The 15,403-nt window shown below is 70.4% G+C and carries 14 protein-coding genes; 6 read left to right on the top strand and 8 right to left on the bottom strand.

Features of this window, described 5'->3' with window-relative positions; genetic code table 11:
* Nucleotides 1-90: 90 nt before the first annotated feature.
* The 7 genes from ACQP1P_RS05530 to ACQP1P_RS05500 all read right to left on the bottom strand — a co-directional run bounded on the left by ACQP1P_RS05530 (nt 91) and on the right by ACQP1P_RS05500 (nt 6,726).
* Entirely contained in the window at nt 91-1,053 is a 963-nt protein-coding gene (locus tag ACQP1P_RS05530; protein ID WP_433083724.1) for a S1C family serine protease, read from the bottom strand.
* The gene (locus ACQP1P_RS05525; RefSeq protein WP_433083722.1) at nt 1,050-2,549 is read right to left on the bottom strand and encodes an ATP-binding protein; all 1,500 of its coding nucleotides are present in this window, start codon (nt 2,547-2,549) and stop codon (nt 1,050-1,052) included. Before ACQP1P_RS05525 ends, ACQP1P_RS05530 begins: the two co-directional genes overlap by 4 nt.
* Nucleotides 2,550-2,561: 12 nt before the next feature.
* The gene (locus ACQP1P_RS05520; protein WP_350627064.1) at nt 2,562-3,251 is read right to left on the bottom strand and encodes a response regulator transcription factor; all 690 of its coding nucleotides are present in this window, start codon (nt 3,249-3,251) and stop codon (nt 2,562-2,564) included.
* A 122-nt stretch (nt 3,252-3,373) separates the two neighbouring features.
* Entirely contained in the window at nt 3,374-4,012 is a 639-nt protein-coding gene (locus tag ACQP1P_RS05515; protein WP_433083719.1) for a PadR family transcriptional regulator, read from the bottom strand.
* A complete protein-coding gene (locus ACQP1P_RS05510) occupies nt 4,009-4,932 on the bottom strand; it encodes a DUF4097 family beta strand repeat-containing protein (protein WP_433083717.1) in 924 nt (307 codons plus the stop codon). The genes ACQP1P_RS05515 and ACQP1P_RS05510 overlap by 4 nt, the downstream gene beginning before the upstream one ends.
* A 208-nt stretch (nt 4,933-5,140) precedes the next feature.
* Complete coding sequence (locus tag ACQP1P_RS05505; protein WP_433083716.1) at nt 5,141-5,959, bottom strand: lysophospholipid acyltransferase family protein; 819 nt, start codon at nt 5,957-5,959, stop codon at nt 5,141-5,143.
* A 5-nt stretch (nt 5,960-5,964) separates the two neighbouring features.
* Entirely contained in the window at nt 5,965-6,726 is a 762-nt protein-coding gene (locus ACQP1P_RS05500) for a GNAT family N-acetyltransferase (protein WP_433083714.1), read from the bottom strand.
* 200 nt (nt 6,727-6,926) lie between these two features.
* On the opposite strand from ACQP1P_RS05500, the gene ACQP1P_RS05495 reads away from it, so the two are divergent.
* The 6 genes from ACQP1P_RS05495 to ACQP1P_RS05470 all read left to right on the top strand — a co-directional run bounded on the left by ACQP1P_RS05495 (nt 6,927) and on the right by ACQP1P_RS05470 (nt 14,557).
* Nucleotides 6,927-7,223 carry a hypothetical protein gene (locus ACQP1P_RS05495; RefSeq protein ID WP_433083712.1) on the top strand — a complete coding sequence of 99 codons (297 nt, stop codon included), beginning with the start codon at nt 6,927-6,929 and terminating at the stop codon, nt 7,221-7,223.
* A 22-nt stretch (nt 7,224-7,245) separates the two neighbouring features.
* The gene (locus ACQP1P_RS05490) at nt 7,246-8,202 is read left to right on the top strand and encodes an ABC transporter ATP-binding protein (protein ID WP_433083710.1); all 957 of its coding nucleotides are present in this window, start codon (nt 7,246-7,248) and stop codon (nt 8,200-8,202) included.
* Nucleotides 8,199-9,107 carry an ABC transporter permease gene (locus ACQP1P_RS05485; protein ID WP_433083708.1) on the top strand — a complete coding sequence of 303 codons (909 nt, stop codon included), beginning with the start codon at nt 8,199-8,201 and terminating at the stop codon, nt 9,105-9,107. Before ACQP1P_RS05490 ends, ACQP1P_RS05485 begins: the two co-directional genes overlap by 4 nt.
* A 243-nt stretch (nt 9,108-9,350) precedes the next feature.
* The gene (locus tag ACQP1P_RS05480; protein WP_433083706.1) at nt 9,351-13,052 is read left to right on the top strand and encodes a multifunctional oxoglutarate decarboxylase/oxoglutarate dehydrogenase thiamine pyrophosphate-binding subunit/dihydrolipoyllysine-residue succinyltransferase subunit; all 3,702 of its coding nucleotides are present in this window, start codon (nt 9,351-9,353) and stop codon (nt 13,050-13,052) included.
* 74 nt (nt 13,053-13,126) lie between these two features.
* On the top strand, nt 13,127-13,306 hold the full coding sequence (locus ACQP1P_RS05475) for a DUF6104 family protein (protein ID WP_350611610.1): 180 nt from the start codon (nt 13,127-13,129) through the stop codon (nt 13,304-13,306).
* Nucleotides 13,307-13,492: 186 nt separating this feature from the next.
* Complete coding sequence (locus ACQP1P_RS05470; RefSeq protein ID WP_433083704.1) at nt 13,493-14,557, top strand: alpha/beta hydrolase family protein; 1,065 nt, start codon at nt 13,493-13,495, stop codon at nt 14,555-14,557.
* Between the two features lie 162 nt (nt 14,558-14,719).
* Here the strand turns inward: ACQP1P_RS05470 and ACQP1P_RS05465 are convergent, their stop codons facing one another.
* A complete protein-coding gene (locus ACQP1P_RS05465; protein ID WP_433083702.1) occupies nt 14,720-15,349 on the bottom strand; it encodes a Pr6Pr family membrane protein in 630 nt (209 codons plus the stop codon).
* Nucleotides 15,350-15,403: the final 54 nt, after the last annotated feature.

The raw sequence follows: 15,403 nt of genomic DNA, 5'->3' as shown, positions 1-15,403 counted from the left end.
GCGCACTCCGCCAAGTGCGCCGCCTCTTGCTTTTCTGGGAGGGGAATCCAGCCTTTGCCGTGCGGACCCGTGCGGGCCGCACGGGTTTGCTTAACTGAGCAGCTGCTGAGCGACAGACTTGGCGGTGTTGCTGGAGATCGCGAAGCCGACGCCGATGTTGCCGGCCGTCTCGCTGGTCGAGGCGATGGCGGTGTTGATGCCGATGAGCTGCCCGGCCATGTTGACCAGGGCGCCGCCCGAGTTGCCCGGGTTGATCGCGGCGTCGGTCTGGATCGCGCCGGTGATCTTCGCGCCGGTCGATACCTGCTGGCCGCGGCCGCCCTGGCCCGACTCCGCGCTCTCGTCGATCTCACGGTTGAGCGCGCTGACGATGCCGGAGGTCACCGAGGCCTGCAGGCCCAGCGGGCTGCCGACGGCGAGGACCGCGTCGCCCACCTTGACCGAGGAGCTGTCGGCGAAGGCCAGCGGGGTGTAGGTGCCGCCGCCCATGAGCTTGACGACCGCGAGGTCGTCGGCCTCGTCGGTGCCGACGATCCGGGCGGTGGCCGACTTGCCGTCGGAGAAGCTGATCTGCACCGTGTTGCCGCGGGCCGTCGCGACGACGTGGTTGTTCGTGAGGATGGCGCCGTCGGCCGTGATGATCACGCCCGAGCCGACCGCGGAGCCGGTGTTGATGGAGACCACGCTCGGCAGCACGGCGGCGGCGACGTCGGCGAGGTTCGTGCTGCCCGTCTTCGATGTGCCGGAGTCCTGCGCGCTGACGACGGTGTTCGTCGCGCTCGGCGGCCGCAGCTCGAGGGCGGCGACCCCGCCGCCGAAGGCCGACGCGGCGGAGATCGCGACCGCGGCGACCACCGCGACGACGCCCTTGCTCAGCCGGCGGCTCCTGAGAGGGGCCGGCACCGCGGTGGCGGGTGTCACATAGGGTGACGACGGCGGGTACCACTGCGGGGGGTGCTGCATGTGCGGGACGTGCGGCGGCACGTGGTTGGAAGGCATGTGCTGCTGTGCTTCGGCGGCCGGCGTCTGCGCCCATCCCTGCTGTTCGCTCATGATTTGAGCTTGGCCGCAGTTGCTTGCGGGCCACCGGGAGCGGCCTGGGAACCGGCTGTGAGGGGAAGCCGGACCTGGAAGGTCGCTCCGCCACCCGGCGTGACGAAGACCGACACCGTGCCCTGGTGCACCGCCACGAGCGCGGCGACGATCGCCAGGCCCAGCCCGCTGCCGCTGTGCGAGCCGCCGGCCTGCTGGCGGGTACGGGCCTTGTCGACGCGGTAGAAGCGCTCGAAGACGCGGGCCGCCTGCTCGTCGGTCAGGCCCGCCCCGTGGTCCACGACCTCGATCAGCGCGTCGCCGCCGTCCCGGCGCAGCCGCAGCTGCACGGGGGTGCCCGGCGGCGTGTGGGTCAGCGCGTTGGTCATGAGGTTGCCGACCACCTGCCGCAGCCGCGCCTCGTCGCCGTTGACCTCGATGGGCTCGTCGGTCTCGAGCTCCAGCGCGATGTCGCGGTCGGGAGCCACGGCGGAGGCGGCCGCGACCGCGTCACCGGCGATCACCCGCAGGTCCATGTCGGCCAGGCTGAGCGGGCGCTCCTCGTCGAGGCGGGCCAGCATCAGCAGGTCCTCGACGAGCAGCCCCATCCGGTTGGCCTCGTCCTCGATGCGGCGCAGCAGGGCCGAGGTCTCCTCCGGGGCGCGGGCGGCGCCCTGGCGGTACAGCTCGGCGAATCCCCTGATCGTGGTGAGCGGCGTGCGCAGCTCGTGGGAGGCGTCGGCGATGAACTGCCGCATGCGCTCCTCGGACGCCTCGCGCACGCGGAAGGCCCCCTCGATCTGCCCGAGCATGACGTTCAGCGCGCCGGCGAGGTGGCCCATCTCCGTCTCGGGCGGGCTCTCGGGCACACGTTTGGTGAGGTCGCCCGCGGCGATCGCGGCCGCGGTGCGCTCGATGTCGCGCAGCGGCTGCAGGCTGGTCCGCACGATGGTGACCCCGACGGCGGCGATGACCACGAGCACGCCCGCGCCGATGAACAGCTCGGCCGCGACGAGCTCGTCGACCGCGTTGTCGATCATCGACAGGTTCTCGGCGACGCCGATGACGTTGACGCCGTCCTGCCGGGTGGTGGGCCGCTTGATGATCAGCACGCGCCAGCGCTCGCGGGTGCTGGCGGCGGTCACGGTGTAGGGCTCGCCGATGTGGTCGCTCACGTCGTCACCCACCGGCAGGGGCGGCCGGGGATCGCTGTCGGACAGCCCGACGATCTGCCAGCCCAGCTGGTCCTTGGAGTTGTAGGCCAGATAGAAGTAGAAGTAGTTGCTCTGCGTCATGACCGACGCCTGACCGCGGGTCTGGGCCTGCACCTGCGCCTGCAGCCGGTCGAGGTCGACGTTGCCGGCGAGCTGGCGCAGCTGGCCGTCGACCTTGTCGATCATCGAGCTGCGCATGACCAGGGCGCTCGCGACGCCGATGACGAGCAGCGCCATGGTTACCAGCGTCAGCACGGCCGCCACGAGCTTGACCCGCAGCGGAACGTCGGCGATGAACCGCACCGCAGGACCGGATCAGACGGGCAGGCGCAGGACGTAGCCCACGCCGCGCAGGGTGTGGATGAGCCGCGGCTCGGCGATGTCGACCTTGCGGCGCAGGTAGGAGATGTAGGACTCCACGATGCTGTCGTCGCCGCGGAAGTCGTAGTTCCAGACGAAGTCCAGGATCTGGGCCTTGGACAGCACGCGGCCGGCGTTCAGCATGAGGTACCGCAGCAGCTTGAACTCCGTCGGGGACAGCGCGATGGTCTGCCCCGCCCGGCTCACCTCGTGCGTCTCCTCGTCCAGCTCCAGGTCGTGGAAGACCAGGCGGTTGGGCCCGGGATCGCCGGCGGTGCGGCGCAGCACGGCCCGGATGCGGGCGGTGAGCTCCTCCAGGCTGAACGGCTTGGTGACGTAGTCGTCGCCGCCGAGCGTGAGACCACGGACCTTGTCCTCGGTGCCGTCGCGGGCGGTCAGGAAGACGACCGGGAGCCGTACCCCGCCCTCGCGCAGGCGCCGGATCACCTCGAAGCCGTCGAGGTCGGGCAGCATCACGTCGAGGACCACCAGGTCGGGCTTGGCCTCGCGGGCCGCGGTGACCGCCTCACTGCCGGTGGTCACCGCGTCCACCGCAAAGCCGGCAAAGCGCAGGCTGGCGGAGAGGAGCTCGCGGATATTCGGGTCGTCCTCGACCACGAGCAGCCTCGCCTCAGCCTGCGCCACGCCTGGCGACGATGCACCCCCGGATTGTGCGACGCCGCCTCGTACCCCCATGCGCATATCTTTCCGCCCTCCGCTGAAGTAGGGCTGGTGGTTGCCTGGGAAGTTCCTGGGCACCGTCCGGCCTACCTCAGCAAGCGTCTCACCTGGTCGATCGCGCCGTCCAACACCACCAGGGTGGCTCGCATGGTCTCCTGGCTGGCGCGGCCGGTGCGAGCCAGGCGGCGCACCTCGGCCAGCAGCAGCGCGGCCTTGTCCTCCAGCTCGCCGACGACGTCCGCGGGCGGGGCGGCCGGGCGGGCCCCGGTCGCGCCCGGTCGCGGCGGATAGCCCCACCCGAACGAGGTCGGCCCCGGCGGCGGGCTGTTGCGCACCTGCCGGCTGGCCTCCTTGAGCTCACGCTTGAGATCGCGCACGGAGCCGCGCACGCCCTGCTCGACCTCGTCGGCGAGCGTCGAGAGGTCGGCGAGCGAGGCGTTGATGTCGGCCTCGAGCGACTCGAGCTCGCGGGCGCGCCGGTCCAGCTCGGCCCGGCCGGCGGCGGTGATCTCGTAGACCTTGCGCCCGCCCTCCGCCGTGTGCGTGATCAGGCCGTCGGCCTCCATGCGCTGCAGGCGGGGGTAGATGGTGCCGGCGGACGGGGCGTAGAGGCCGTGGAAGCGGTTCTCGAGCAGGCGGATGAGCTCGTAGCCGTGGCGGGGGCCCTCGTTGAGCAGCTTCAGCAGGTAGAGCCGCAGCCGCCCGTGGCTGAACACCGCGCTCATGCCGTCTTCTCTTCTTCCTGGTCCTGGGGGCCGCCGGTCGGCGGTTCGCCGCCCATCAGGCGCATCGCTTCCTCGTCGTCCATGGGCGGTTCGGCGTCCTCGTCGTCCATCGGCGGCTCGTCGTCCACCGGTCTGCGCAACAACGAGATCGTGCCAGACGTGGCGCTGGCCGCCAGATGTCCACCGGACCCCGTGCCGAGCCGGCCGGTCACGGTGTTCTTCGCGTGCTGGTCGAGCTCGGGGAACCCGTTCACCACGTGCCCGGAGATCGCGTGCAGGCTCACCCGCAGGTCGCTGTCCTCCCGCACCCGAGCCGTGATCTCCCCCGACACCGTGTCGAGGCGCACCTCGGTCCCGGCCGGCGGGTTGTCGAGATCGCAGGTGACAGAGCCGGAGATGGTATGAGCCGAGACCTGCCCCGCCGTCGAGTCCGCCACCACGATCTCACCCGAGACCGTCTCGAACGCCACGGTGCCCCCGAGCGTGAGCCCCTCGATCGAGCCGGACACGACCCGCCCGGCCACCGGCCCGTCGATGCCGAGCAGCGTGATCCGCCCGCTGGTGACGTCGACGGTGGCCCCGTTGCGCAGCGAGGAGGCGATGACCGCGCCGGAGGCGAGGTGCAGCCTCACCGCGGCGCCCGTCGGCACCACGATCGAGACGTCGACCTTGAACCGCTGGTGGAACAGCCACCAGAGGAATCCCGGCCAGCCCTTCGGGAACTCCTGCGTGACGTCGAGCCGCCCACCACCGGCCTCGACGCGCACGGGGCGGTCCCCGATCTCGGCCACCTCGACGCGCGCGGGCCCGTCATCGGACCCGACGACGTTGAGCCGCCCCGCGACGAGCGAGACACTGAGGTCGGTGACGCCTGCATCGAGCACGATCTTCTGCGGCTCGCTTACTTCCCACGCGGTCATGTCGCGCTCTCCTCGCTCACGCTCCTGTGCCGAAGCGTAGCGCAAAACGCGATACATCGCGACTGTCACTCACGATATAACCCGCGCATCGAACGAGCATCGTCCCAGTGGTGGGTGTCGAGCTGGGCGGCCCCCGACGCGAGAAGCCGGACGGGCCTCAGAGGCTCGTCCGACTTCGGGGGAAGGGAAACGCGCGGGCGCGCGGGGGTCAGGCCGCCACCACGGCGGTCGCCGCGCGCGCCAGCACCCGGCGGGAGTGCGTGTGCGCGTGCGGGTGCGAGTCGCAGGGCGCCGGGTGCAGCTTCGGGTGGGCCCGCAGGCTGATCGAGAGGTCGCGAGCGGCCAGGACTCGCTTGAGCGAGGCCAGCAGGGTCTCGTCGCCGATGAAGGCGGCCACCGTCGTCGCCACCCCGCTCTGGGCGAAGGTGAGGCGGACGGGCACGACCGGTACGCCGGCATCGACCGCGGCCTGGAACATCGCCGGGCGGAAGGTCCCGCCCATGCGCCCGCACCAGGTCGTTCCCTCGGGGAAGACGGCGACCACGCCGCCGGCCGCGATGTTGCCGCGCACCTCCGCGACCGTCGACGGGAGGCTCTTCGGGCGGGAGCGGTCCACGAACACGGTGCCGAGGGTCGCGGCGAGACGGCCGATGAGGGGCCACGAGCGGACCTCGCGCTTGGCCAGCAGGCGGGCCGGCGCGTGGGCGAGGATCACGATCACGTCCAGCCAGCTCACGTGGTTGGCCACGAGCAGGGCGCCGGACTGCGGGATGCGGCCGGTCGCGGAGTGCTTGATGCCGAGGCCGGCGAGCACGCCGCGGGCCAGGGCGCGCTGGGCGCGGATCAGGCCGCGCTGGGGCAGCAGGGCCAGCACCGGCACCGAGAGGGCGGCGAAGAGCAGCACGGCGCCGGTGACCGCGATGCGCTTGGCCACGATCAGGCGCGGGACGTGCCGGTCCGAGGCGGCCGGCAGGCAGTCCGCGCCGCACGTCGAGCGGGGCAGCCAGAGGCTGTCCATGACCGCCATGGGGGTCACTCCTGTCCGAGGAAGTGGCGCATGTACCGCGGGTTGACCCGATCCAGCGACAGCAGCACGTAGAAGTCGGCGCAGTCGAAGTCGGGGTCGTGCGCCGGCGCGCCGCCCACCCAGGCGCCCAGGCGCAGGTAGCCCTTGAGCAGCGGCGGCACGTTGACCTTGGCCGGGGGCTCGACGTCGCTGACCCACGGGTTGCGGGGGCGCACCCGCCAGGCGCTCGGCACCAGGTGCTTGCGCTGGGCGAGGTCCCAGACACCCGCGGCGGTCGCGCCGCCGTCGGCCAGCGGGACCGACGCGCAGCCGCCGAGCCAGCGGTGCCCGTGCAGGTGCATGTAGCGCGCGATGCCGGCCCACATGAGGTTGATGACGGCGCCGCTGCGGTGGTCGGGGTGCACGCAGGAGCGGCCGGTCTCGACCAGGCCCTCACGCAGCTGGGCGAGGCCGGTGAGGTCGAACTCGGTGTCGGCGTAGAGCCCGCCGGCCGCGGCCGCCCGGTCCGGCGGGAGCATGCGGTAGGTCCCCACGACCTCGCCGGTGAGCTCCTCGCGGATGATCAGGTGGTCGCAGTGCTCGTCGAACGCGTCGGCGTCGAGACCTTCCTCGGTGCTGTGCAGGGTGGCGCCCAGCTCACCGGCGAAGACGTCGTGGCGGAGCCGTTGTGCGGCCCGGACCTGGGCGCCGTCGGTGGCCACCAGCAGGGTGTAGCGCTGCAAGTCGCCCAGCTCTTGCGGGCCGGCGGCGACGGCGAGAATCGTCATGCGTTCGGTGTAGGCGTCGAGGTCTGCGGATGGCTGACGCTCACAGGTTCGCCTGATGGCGCGCGGGTGAACTGTCGCTACCGTGGTCAGCCATGGCGGGATATTCAGGCACACCGTTACCCAAGAAGCTCGGGGTCCACGCGGGACATCGCGTCCTGCTGGATGGCGCCCCGCCCGGGTTCGACCTCGCGGAGCTGCCCGTGGACGTGGTGCTCCACCGCCGCAGCGCGCCGGGGCTGTACGACGTGATCGTCCTGTTCTGTCCGGACTCCGCCCGGTTGCGCCGCCGGTGGCGGGTTCTGCACCGGCTCACCCCGCCCGCCGGCGCGCTCTGGGTGGCCTGGCCCAAGCGCTCCTCCGGGCTGGCCACCGATCTCGACGAAAACGTCGTCCGCGAATATGCCCTGGCCAACGGCCGGGTGGACGTCAAGGTGTGCGCGATCGACGAAACCTGGTCCGGCCTGAAACACGTCATTCGCGTGGCAGATCGACCCTAGATCGCGCGCGACTTGTCCGGACATGCCATATTGGCGCCTTCACCTGTCTCACGGAGGGAGCGGCGCGTTGTCCAACGGGCAGATCGTCGTCTCCGGCCTGACGAAGCAGTACCGCAACGTCAGAGCCGTCGACAATTTGTCGTTCGTGGTCGAGCCGGGCCGCGTCACCGGGTTCCTCGGACCGAACGGTGCCGGCAAGACCACCACCCTGCGCATGGTGCTCAACCTCGTCACGCCGACGTCCGGCACCGCGACGATCGGCGGGCACCGCTACGCCGACGTCGCCGAGCCTCTGCAGCTCGTCGGGGCGATCCTGGAGGCCTCGGCCGCGCACAAGGGCCGCACCGCGCGCAACCATCTGCGCTGCGTGGCCGCGGCCGGCGGCTTCCCCGCCTCGCGGGTCGACGAGGTGCTGGAGCTGGTCGGGCTCACCACCGCGGCCAAGCGCAAGTTCCGCGGCTACTCGCTGGGCATGAAGCAGCGCCTCGGCATCGCGCAGGCGCTGCTGGGCAACCCGAAGGTGCTGATCCTCGACGAGCCGGCCAACGGCCTGGACCCCGAGGGCATCCGCTGGATGCGCGGGCTGCTGCAGGGCCTGGCCCAGCAGGGGCGCACGGTCCTCGTCTCCAGCCACCTGCTGTCGGAGATGGAGATCCTCGCCGACGACGTGGTCATCATCGCCGCGGGCAAGCTGGTCACCCAGGGGCCCGTCGACAAGATCATCGGCCAGGGCTCGACCCAGGCCGCGGTGCGGGTGCGCACGCCCAACATCCAGGAGCTGGTCACGGCGGTGCGCGAGGCCGGCGGGGCGATCAACCCCAACAACAACGGGGCGCACATGATCACCGGCCTGGACGCCCCGGCCGTGGGCAAGCTCGCCCTGCAGGCCGGGGTCGAGCTGCACGAACTGGTCGCCGAGCGGCCCGACCTGGAGCACGTGTTCCTCGAACTGACCCAGGGAAGGGCGGACATCCGATGATCCGGCTCATCCGCAGCGAGCTGATCAAGCTGCGCACCACGAACATGTGGTGGATCTTCCTGCTGTGCTCGGTGGCGTTCGTCGGGCTCGCGCTGCTCATCAACACCGCCCAGGCGGACTCGGACCTGTCCACGCCCGACTACCTGAACCAGGCGCCGCCGCCCGGCATGTCGCCGCAGGACCAGGCCGACTTCCTGGCCCAGCAGCAGGCCGCGAAGGACGAGGCGGCGGCCAACCACACCGCGGCCGGGCTGGCCCGCATCGCCGCCAACGTCTACACGTCGGGCCAGTTCTTCGGCCTGATGATGGTGATGCTCCTGGCGATCCTGCTGATCACGAACGAGTTCTACCACCAGACCGCGACGGCGACGTTCCTCGCGACGCCCAAGCGCACCAAGGTCATCGCGGCGAAGCTGATCACCGGCGGCGCGATGGCGGTGATCTTCTGGTTCATCGCCACCCTGATCAACATCGTGGTCGGCGCGATCTTCTTCTCCAGCGAGGGTGTGGCCAACAGTCTGGGGCACTGGACCGCGCAACAGGCGATCCTGCTCAACCTGCTCGTGTACGTCCTGTGGGGCATCTTCGGCATCGGCATCGGGGTGCTCATCCGCAGCCAGATCGGCGCGACGATCACGGCCGCGGTCGTCTACACCATCGGCACCTACGCGGCGCTGGCCATGCTGGCACTCATCCGGGAGTACCTCATCAAGGAGGACTGGGTGCTGGAGGCGGCCGTCTACATCCCGCCGCTCGCCTCCGAGCACGTGGTCGGCTCGCTGCGGGGCCAGATGGGCGACACCCACCTGCCCGCCCGCTGGGTCGGCGTCGTGGTGCTGGTCGGATGGGCCGTGATCCTCGGCACAATCGGCACCCTGATCACCCGCAAGCGCGACATCGCGTGACGGTGCGTGACGGGGTGCTCGCAACACCGCCTCAAGAGTTGCGCAAGATGTAACTGCAAGATCTTGGACAACTGTGGCCGCCCTCGGGCGGCCACAGTTGTAAGGGTAGGACGTCCAGGCCGCTCGCCAACATGGTCACTCCGGCGGCGTCGGCGACGAACGAGCGTTAGGCAGCGCGTAGCCTAAAGGACCGGACATCCGTAACCCCTAGCAACTCGCGTTTGGAAGAGGCGATCAAGAGCCGTGTCGACCCAAGCGACCAACTCGCAGGAGAATCCGCTGGCGGGATTTGGCCCGAACGAGTGGATCGTCGAGGACATGTACCAGCGGTACCTCGCGGACCCGGCGAGCGTGGACTCGGCGTGGCACGACTTCTTCGCGGACTACAAGCCCGCCCCGGACGTTGCCGAGGCCGCGGCGCCGGCCAAGCCCGCCGAGAAGCCGGTCGAGAAGAAGGCCGCCGCGCCCGCCGCGGCCGCCCCGGCGGCCAAGCCGGTCGAGAAGGCCGCCGAGAAGCCCGCGGAGAAGAAGGCCGTCCCCGCCACCAAGCCCGCGCCGACGCGTGAGACCCCCGCCCCCGCCGGCGGCGCGAAGCGCGTCCCGCTGCGCGGCGTGGCCGCCCGCATCGTGCAGAACATGGACGCCTCGCTCGAGGTCCCCACGGCCACGAGCGTGCGCGCCGTGCCGGCCAAGCTGCTCTCCGACAACCGGATCGTGATCAACAACCATCTCGCCCGCGGTCGCGGCGGGAAGGTGTCCTTCACGCACCTGATCGGATACGCGCTGGTCCGGGCCATCGCCGCGCACCCGGAGATGAACAACAGCTTCGCCGAGATCGACGGCAAGCCGAACCTGGTCGAGCCCGAGCACGTCAACCTCGGCATCGCGATCGACCTGGCCAAGCCCGATGGCTCGCGCTCCCTCGTCGTGCCCAGCATCAAGGGCGCCGGGGACATGGACTTCCGCCAGTTCTGGTCCGCCTACGAGGACATCGTCCGCCGCGCCCGGCGCAACGAGCTGACGATGGACGACTACGCCGGCACCACAATCTCGCTGACCAACCCCGGCGGCATCGGCACCGTGCACTCGATGCCGCGGCTGATGACCGGGCAGGGCGCGATCATCGGCGTCGGCGCGATGGAATACCCGGCGCCCTACGCCGGCATGTCCGACGAGACCCTGGCCGAGCTCGGCATCAGCAAGATCATCACGCTGACCAGCACCTACGACCACCGGATCATCCAGGGCGCCCAGTCCGGCGAGTTCCTCAAGGTCATGCACGAGCTGCTGCTCGGCGAGCACGGGTTCTACGACCAGATCTTCACCGCGCTGCGCATCCCGTACGAGCCGGTGCGCTGGGTCCGCGACGTGGCCCGCACCTCGGAGGGCCAGATCGACAAGGCGGCCCGGGTCGTGGAGCTCATCCACGCCTACCGGGTGCGCGGGCACCTGATGGCCGACACCGACCCGCTCGAGTTCCGCATCCGCCGCCACCCGGACCTCGACGTGCTCGAGCACGGGCTGACCCTGTGGGACCTCGACCGCGTCTTCCCGGTCGGCGGGTTCTCCGGCAAGCAGAAGATGAAGCTGCGGGCCGTGCTCGGCGTGCTGCGCGACTCCTACTGCCGCCGGGTCGGCGTCGAGTACATGCACATCATGGACCCGGAGGAGCGGCGCTGGATCGCCGAGCGGGTCGAGAAGCCCTACGAGAAGCCCAGCCCCGAGGAGCAGAAGCACATCCTCAACCGGCTCAACGCGGCCGAGGCCTTCGAGACCTTCCTGCAGACCAAGTACGTCGGGCAGCGCCGCTTCTCCCTGGAGGGCGGCGAGTCGCTGATCCCGCTGCTCGACGAGATCCTGCAGAACTCGGCCGAGGGCGAGCTCGACGAGGTCGTCATCGGCATGGCGCACCGCGGCCGGCTCAACGTGCTGGCCAACATCGTCGGCAAGCCCTACGAGAAGATCTTCTCCGAGTTCGAGGGCCACCTGGACCTCAAGTCGGCGCACGGCTCGGGCGACGTGAAGTACCACCTGGGCATGACCGGCAAGTACACGCACCCGGACGGCGAGCACGCGACCACCGTCTCGGTCGTCGCGAACCCGTCGCACCTGGAGGCCGTGAACCCGGTGCTCGAGGGCATCGTGCGGGCCAAGCAGGACAAGATCGACCTCAAGCTCGAGGGCTACACCGTCCTGCCGCTGCTCATCCACGGCGACGCGGCCTTCGCCGGCCAGGGCGTCGTGGCCGAGACGCTGAACCTGTCGCAGCTGCGCGGCTACCGCACCGGCGGCACCGTCCACGTCGTGGTCAACAACCAGGTCGGGTTCACCACCGCGCCGGAGTACTCGCGCTCCTCGCTCTACTCGACCGACGTCGCCCGGATGATCCAGGCGCCGATCTTCCACGTCAACGGCGACGACCCCGAGGCCGTCGTGCGGGTGGCGCGGCTGGCGTTCGAATACCGCCAGGCGTTCAACAAGGACGTCGTGATCGACCTGGTCTGCTACCGCCGCCGCGGGCACAACGAGGGCGACGACCCCTCGATGACCAACCCGCTGATGTACGCGATCATCGATCAGAAGCGCTCGGTCCGCAAGATCTACACCGAGGAGCTCATCGGCCGCGGCGACATCCCGATCACCGAGGCCGAGGCGCTGCTCAAGGACTACCACGAGCAGCTCGAGACGGTGTTCAAGGCGACCCGGGACGCCTCCAGCTCGCCCGCCGCGCGGCTCACCCGGCTGCGGGAGCCCGAGGCGGAGCCGGTGGTCGAGACCAAGATCGACGAGTCGGTACTGCGGGCGATCGGCGAGGCCCACGTCAAGCTCCCCGACGGCTTCACCCCGCACAAGCGCGTCCAGCAGCTGCTCGACCGCCGCGCGAAGATGGCCGTCGAGGGCGACATCGACTGGGGCTTCAGCGAGATCATCGCGTTCGGCTCGCTGGTCCACGACGGGGTCACGGTCCGCCTCTCCGGCCAGGACTCGCGGCGCGGCACGTTCGTGCAGCGCCACGCCGGGATCGTCGACGCCGAGACCGGCGCGGACTACATGCCGGTGTCGTCGCTGATCAAGGACAACGCGAAGCTCTTCGTCTACGACTCGCTGCTGTCGGAGTTCGCGGCGATGGGCTTCGAATACGGCTACTCGGTGGAGAACCCGGACGCGCTGGTCATGTGGGAGGCGCAGTTCGGCGACTTCGTCAACGGCGCCCAGTCGATCGTGGACGAGTTCATCTCCTCCGGCGAGGTCAAGTGGGGCCAGCTGGCCTCGGTCACGCTGCTGCTGCCGCACTCGCACGAGGGCCAGGGCCCCGACCACACGTCGGGCCGGCTGGAGCGGTATCTGCAGCTGTGTGCCGAGGACAACATGCGCGTGGCGGTGCCGACCACCCCGGCGAACCACTTCCACCTGCTGCGCCGCCAGGCCCTGTCGCCGAAGAAGAAGCCGCTCGTGGTCTTCACGCCCAAGTCGCTGCTGCGGCACCGGCTGTGCGTGTCGAGCGTCGAGGACTTCACCACCGGCACCTTCTCCACGGTGCTGGCCGACCCGGGCGTGAAGGGCACCGCGCTGGACCCGAACGCGGTGAAGCGGGTCCTGCTGTGCTCGGGCAAGGTCTTCTACGACCTGCTCCAGGCGCGCACCGACCGCGGCATCACCGACACGGCGATCATCCGCGTCGAGCAGCTCTACCCGATGCCGATCGAGGAGCTCAAGGCGGCGCTGGAGCAGTACCCGAACGCCGAGGACTTCGCCTGGGTCCAGGAGGAGCCGGCGAACCAGGGTGCCTGGTCGTTCATCGCGCTCAACCTGCTCGAGCAGCTGCAGGGCGTGGGGCTGCGCCGCATCTCCCGGCCGGCCGCCGCCGCTCCCGCGGTGGGCTCGACCAAGCTGCACGACGCCGAGCAGCAGGCGCTGATCGAGGCGGCCCTGCCGAAGCCGTGATCGCGGTTCGGTAACTTCCGGGGGCACGGCGGCGACGCCGTGCCCCCGTTTCGCATCTTCCGGAGGGACGCGTCATGTACTTCACCGATCGCGGCATCGAGGAGCTGGCCCAGCGCCGCGGCGAGGAGGAGGTCTCGATCGAGTGGCTGGCCGAGCGGCTGCGCGACTTCGTCGACCTCAACCCCGAGTTCGAGACGCCGATCGAGCGCCTGGCCGTCTACCTGGCGCGGCTGGACGACGAGGACGACGAGTAGGCCGGTCCGTCCATTTCGGACATTTGCCGCGATTCGGCGAGTGATCAGCGGGCGCCTATCCCCCTGAGGGTCGACACGTCGTCCAAATGGTTCATCCGGTGACATCCTGGTGTAGTCCGGCAAGCCAATCGAATGTCCCCACTCGGGCGATATGGCTTTAGCACGAGCCGCCCTTACATTTTTCTCGTGCCCGCACGTCGCACCCGAACCGCAACCGTCACGCTGCTGACCGCCGCCCTGTTGATCCTGGGCAGCGCCTTCGCCGCGTCCGGCAGCGACGACAGCGGCACGCCCTTCACCACCGCGGCCGGAGCGACCGCCGTCGACGCCTCCGCCAAGGTCCCGCACGCGGTCGGCATCCGGCACTTCACCTTCGCGCGCGGCAGCCGGTCGCTGCCGACGACCGTGTGGTATCCGGTGCGCGGCTCCGCCCGCCAGACCCGCGGCCGCGTGCAGATCGACGCCACGCCCCTGCCCGGCGAGTTCCCGCTGATCCTGTGGAGCCACGGCTTCTTCAGCAACCCGCAGATGCAGGAGGGCATGACGAAGTTCCTGGCCGAGTCCGGATACGTCGTCGCGGCCCCGGCCTACCCCTTCACCAAGAAGGACGGGCCGAAGTTCGACAAGACCGACGTGCCCAACCAGGCCGTCGACGCGTCATTCGTGATCACGCAGATGATGAAGGCGGGCAACCCGCTCGCCGGCAGCATCGACCCGGACCGGCTCGGCGCGATCGGGCACTCCGGCGGCGGCACCACGACCGACTGGCTCTTCACCGGCAAGCGCGACCCGCGGCTCAAGGTCGGCGTGATCTTCGCGGGCCGGCCGACGACGGCCTACAAGGGCTCCCCCGTGCCGCTGCTGTTCGTCCACGGGGACAAGGACCCGGTCGTCGCCTACAGCCAGGGCCGCGAGTCCTACGGCAAGAACCCGTGGCCCAAGGCGTTCCTGACCATCGAGGGCGGCGAGCACGGGGCGGGCACGAACGACCCGGAGCGCGGCCACGTGCAGGTGCTGGCCACGCTGCTGGACTTCCTCGACTACGCGCTCAACGGCGATGACGTGGCCCGGATGCGGCTGACGAGCGACGCCACGCTCCCGGGCTTCACGCACTTCGAATCGTCGGGGATCTACGCGGAGCCCAGCGCTCAGCCCAGCGCGACGAACAGCACGATCGCGAGCACCACGACGACACCGACGCCCACGCCGACCCAGAGCAAGGTCCTGGAGCTCGCGGGCTCGGCCGGCTGATTCCTGCTGTTGTCCACCCACGCCTGGAACGCCTGAGTGTTCTGACTCGGGTCGATACGCTCATCGGGCATGGCCGACACACTACCGAGCGTGTCGGGGCCGCCAGGGCCCGAACAGTGTCGGATTGCGGGCATACTCCCCCGGTCGGGGTACTCCGCCCGGTCAGACCGAGGCCGGGTCCTCGGCGGGGGCGGTCTCGCCGGCCCGGTCGCGCGACAGCAGCCGGCGCAGCGGCACCCCGAGGCCGATGAGCGCGAGGCCGAGCAGGAAGAACGCGACGGTGAAGCCGAGCGAGGTCTCCGTCACGCCGAGGCCCCCGAGCTTGTCGACGTCGATGAACGGGTACGGGTACTCGTGCACGAACGCCCCGCGCACGAGGGCGAACACCAGGTAGGCCAGCGGATAGCACAGCCAGGCGGCCGCGTACCACCACCGCACCCGCTCCCGCTCGACGACCAGCCAGGTGAGGGCGGCCAGGATCGGCACGGCCGAGTGCAGCAGCAGGTTGTGCAGCGTGTGCGCCCCGGAGTCGGCCTGGTGGAACGGGCTGGACGGGTTCGCCAGCAGGGTGTGGTAGACGATCCCGGTGATGCAGCTGTAGAGCGTCGCCGCGCCGCGGGCCCAGGCGGGCACCGGCCGGAACACGGCGACCGCTGACACGACGGCGATGATGACCGCGCTCTGCACCGTGAAGTAGACGAACGAGCCCCAGTCCCCGTGGTTCCACACCTGCAGCGCGACGACGCCGGCCACCGCGCACAGGGCGGTCAGCGCGCGGAACACGACACTCATGCGCCGGAAGGTAGCCGGATTTCGCCCCGCGGGGAAGCGGTCATGCTCCGGCGC

The sequence above is a fragment of the Dactylosporangium sp. CA-052675 genome (assembly GCF_050947935.1).
In the GTDB taxonomy this organism is placed as follows: Bacteria; Actinomycetota; Actinomycetes; order Mycobacteriales; family Micromonosporaceae; genus Dactylosporangium.
This window is presented reverse-complemented; position numbering and strand designations above follow the sequence as displayed.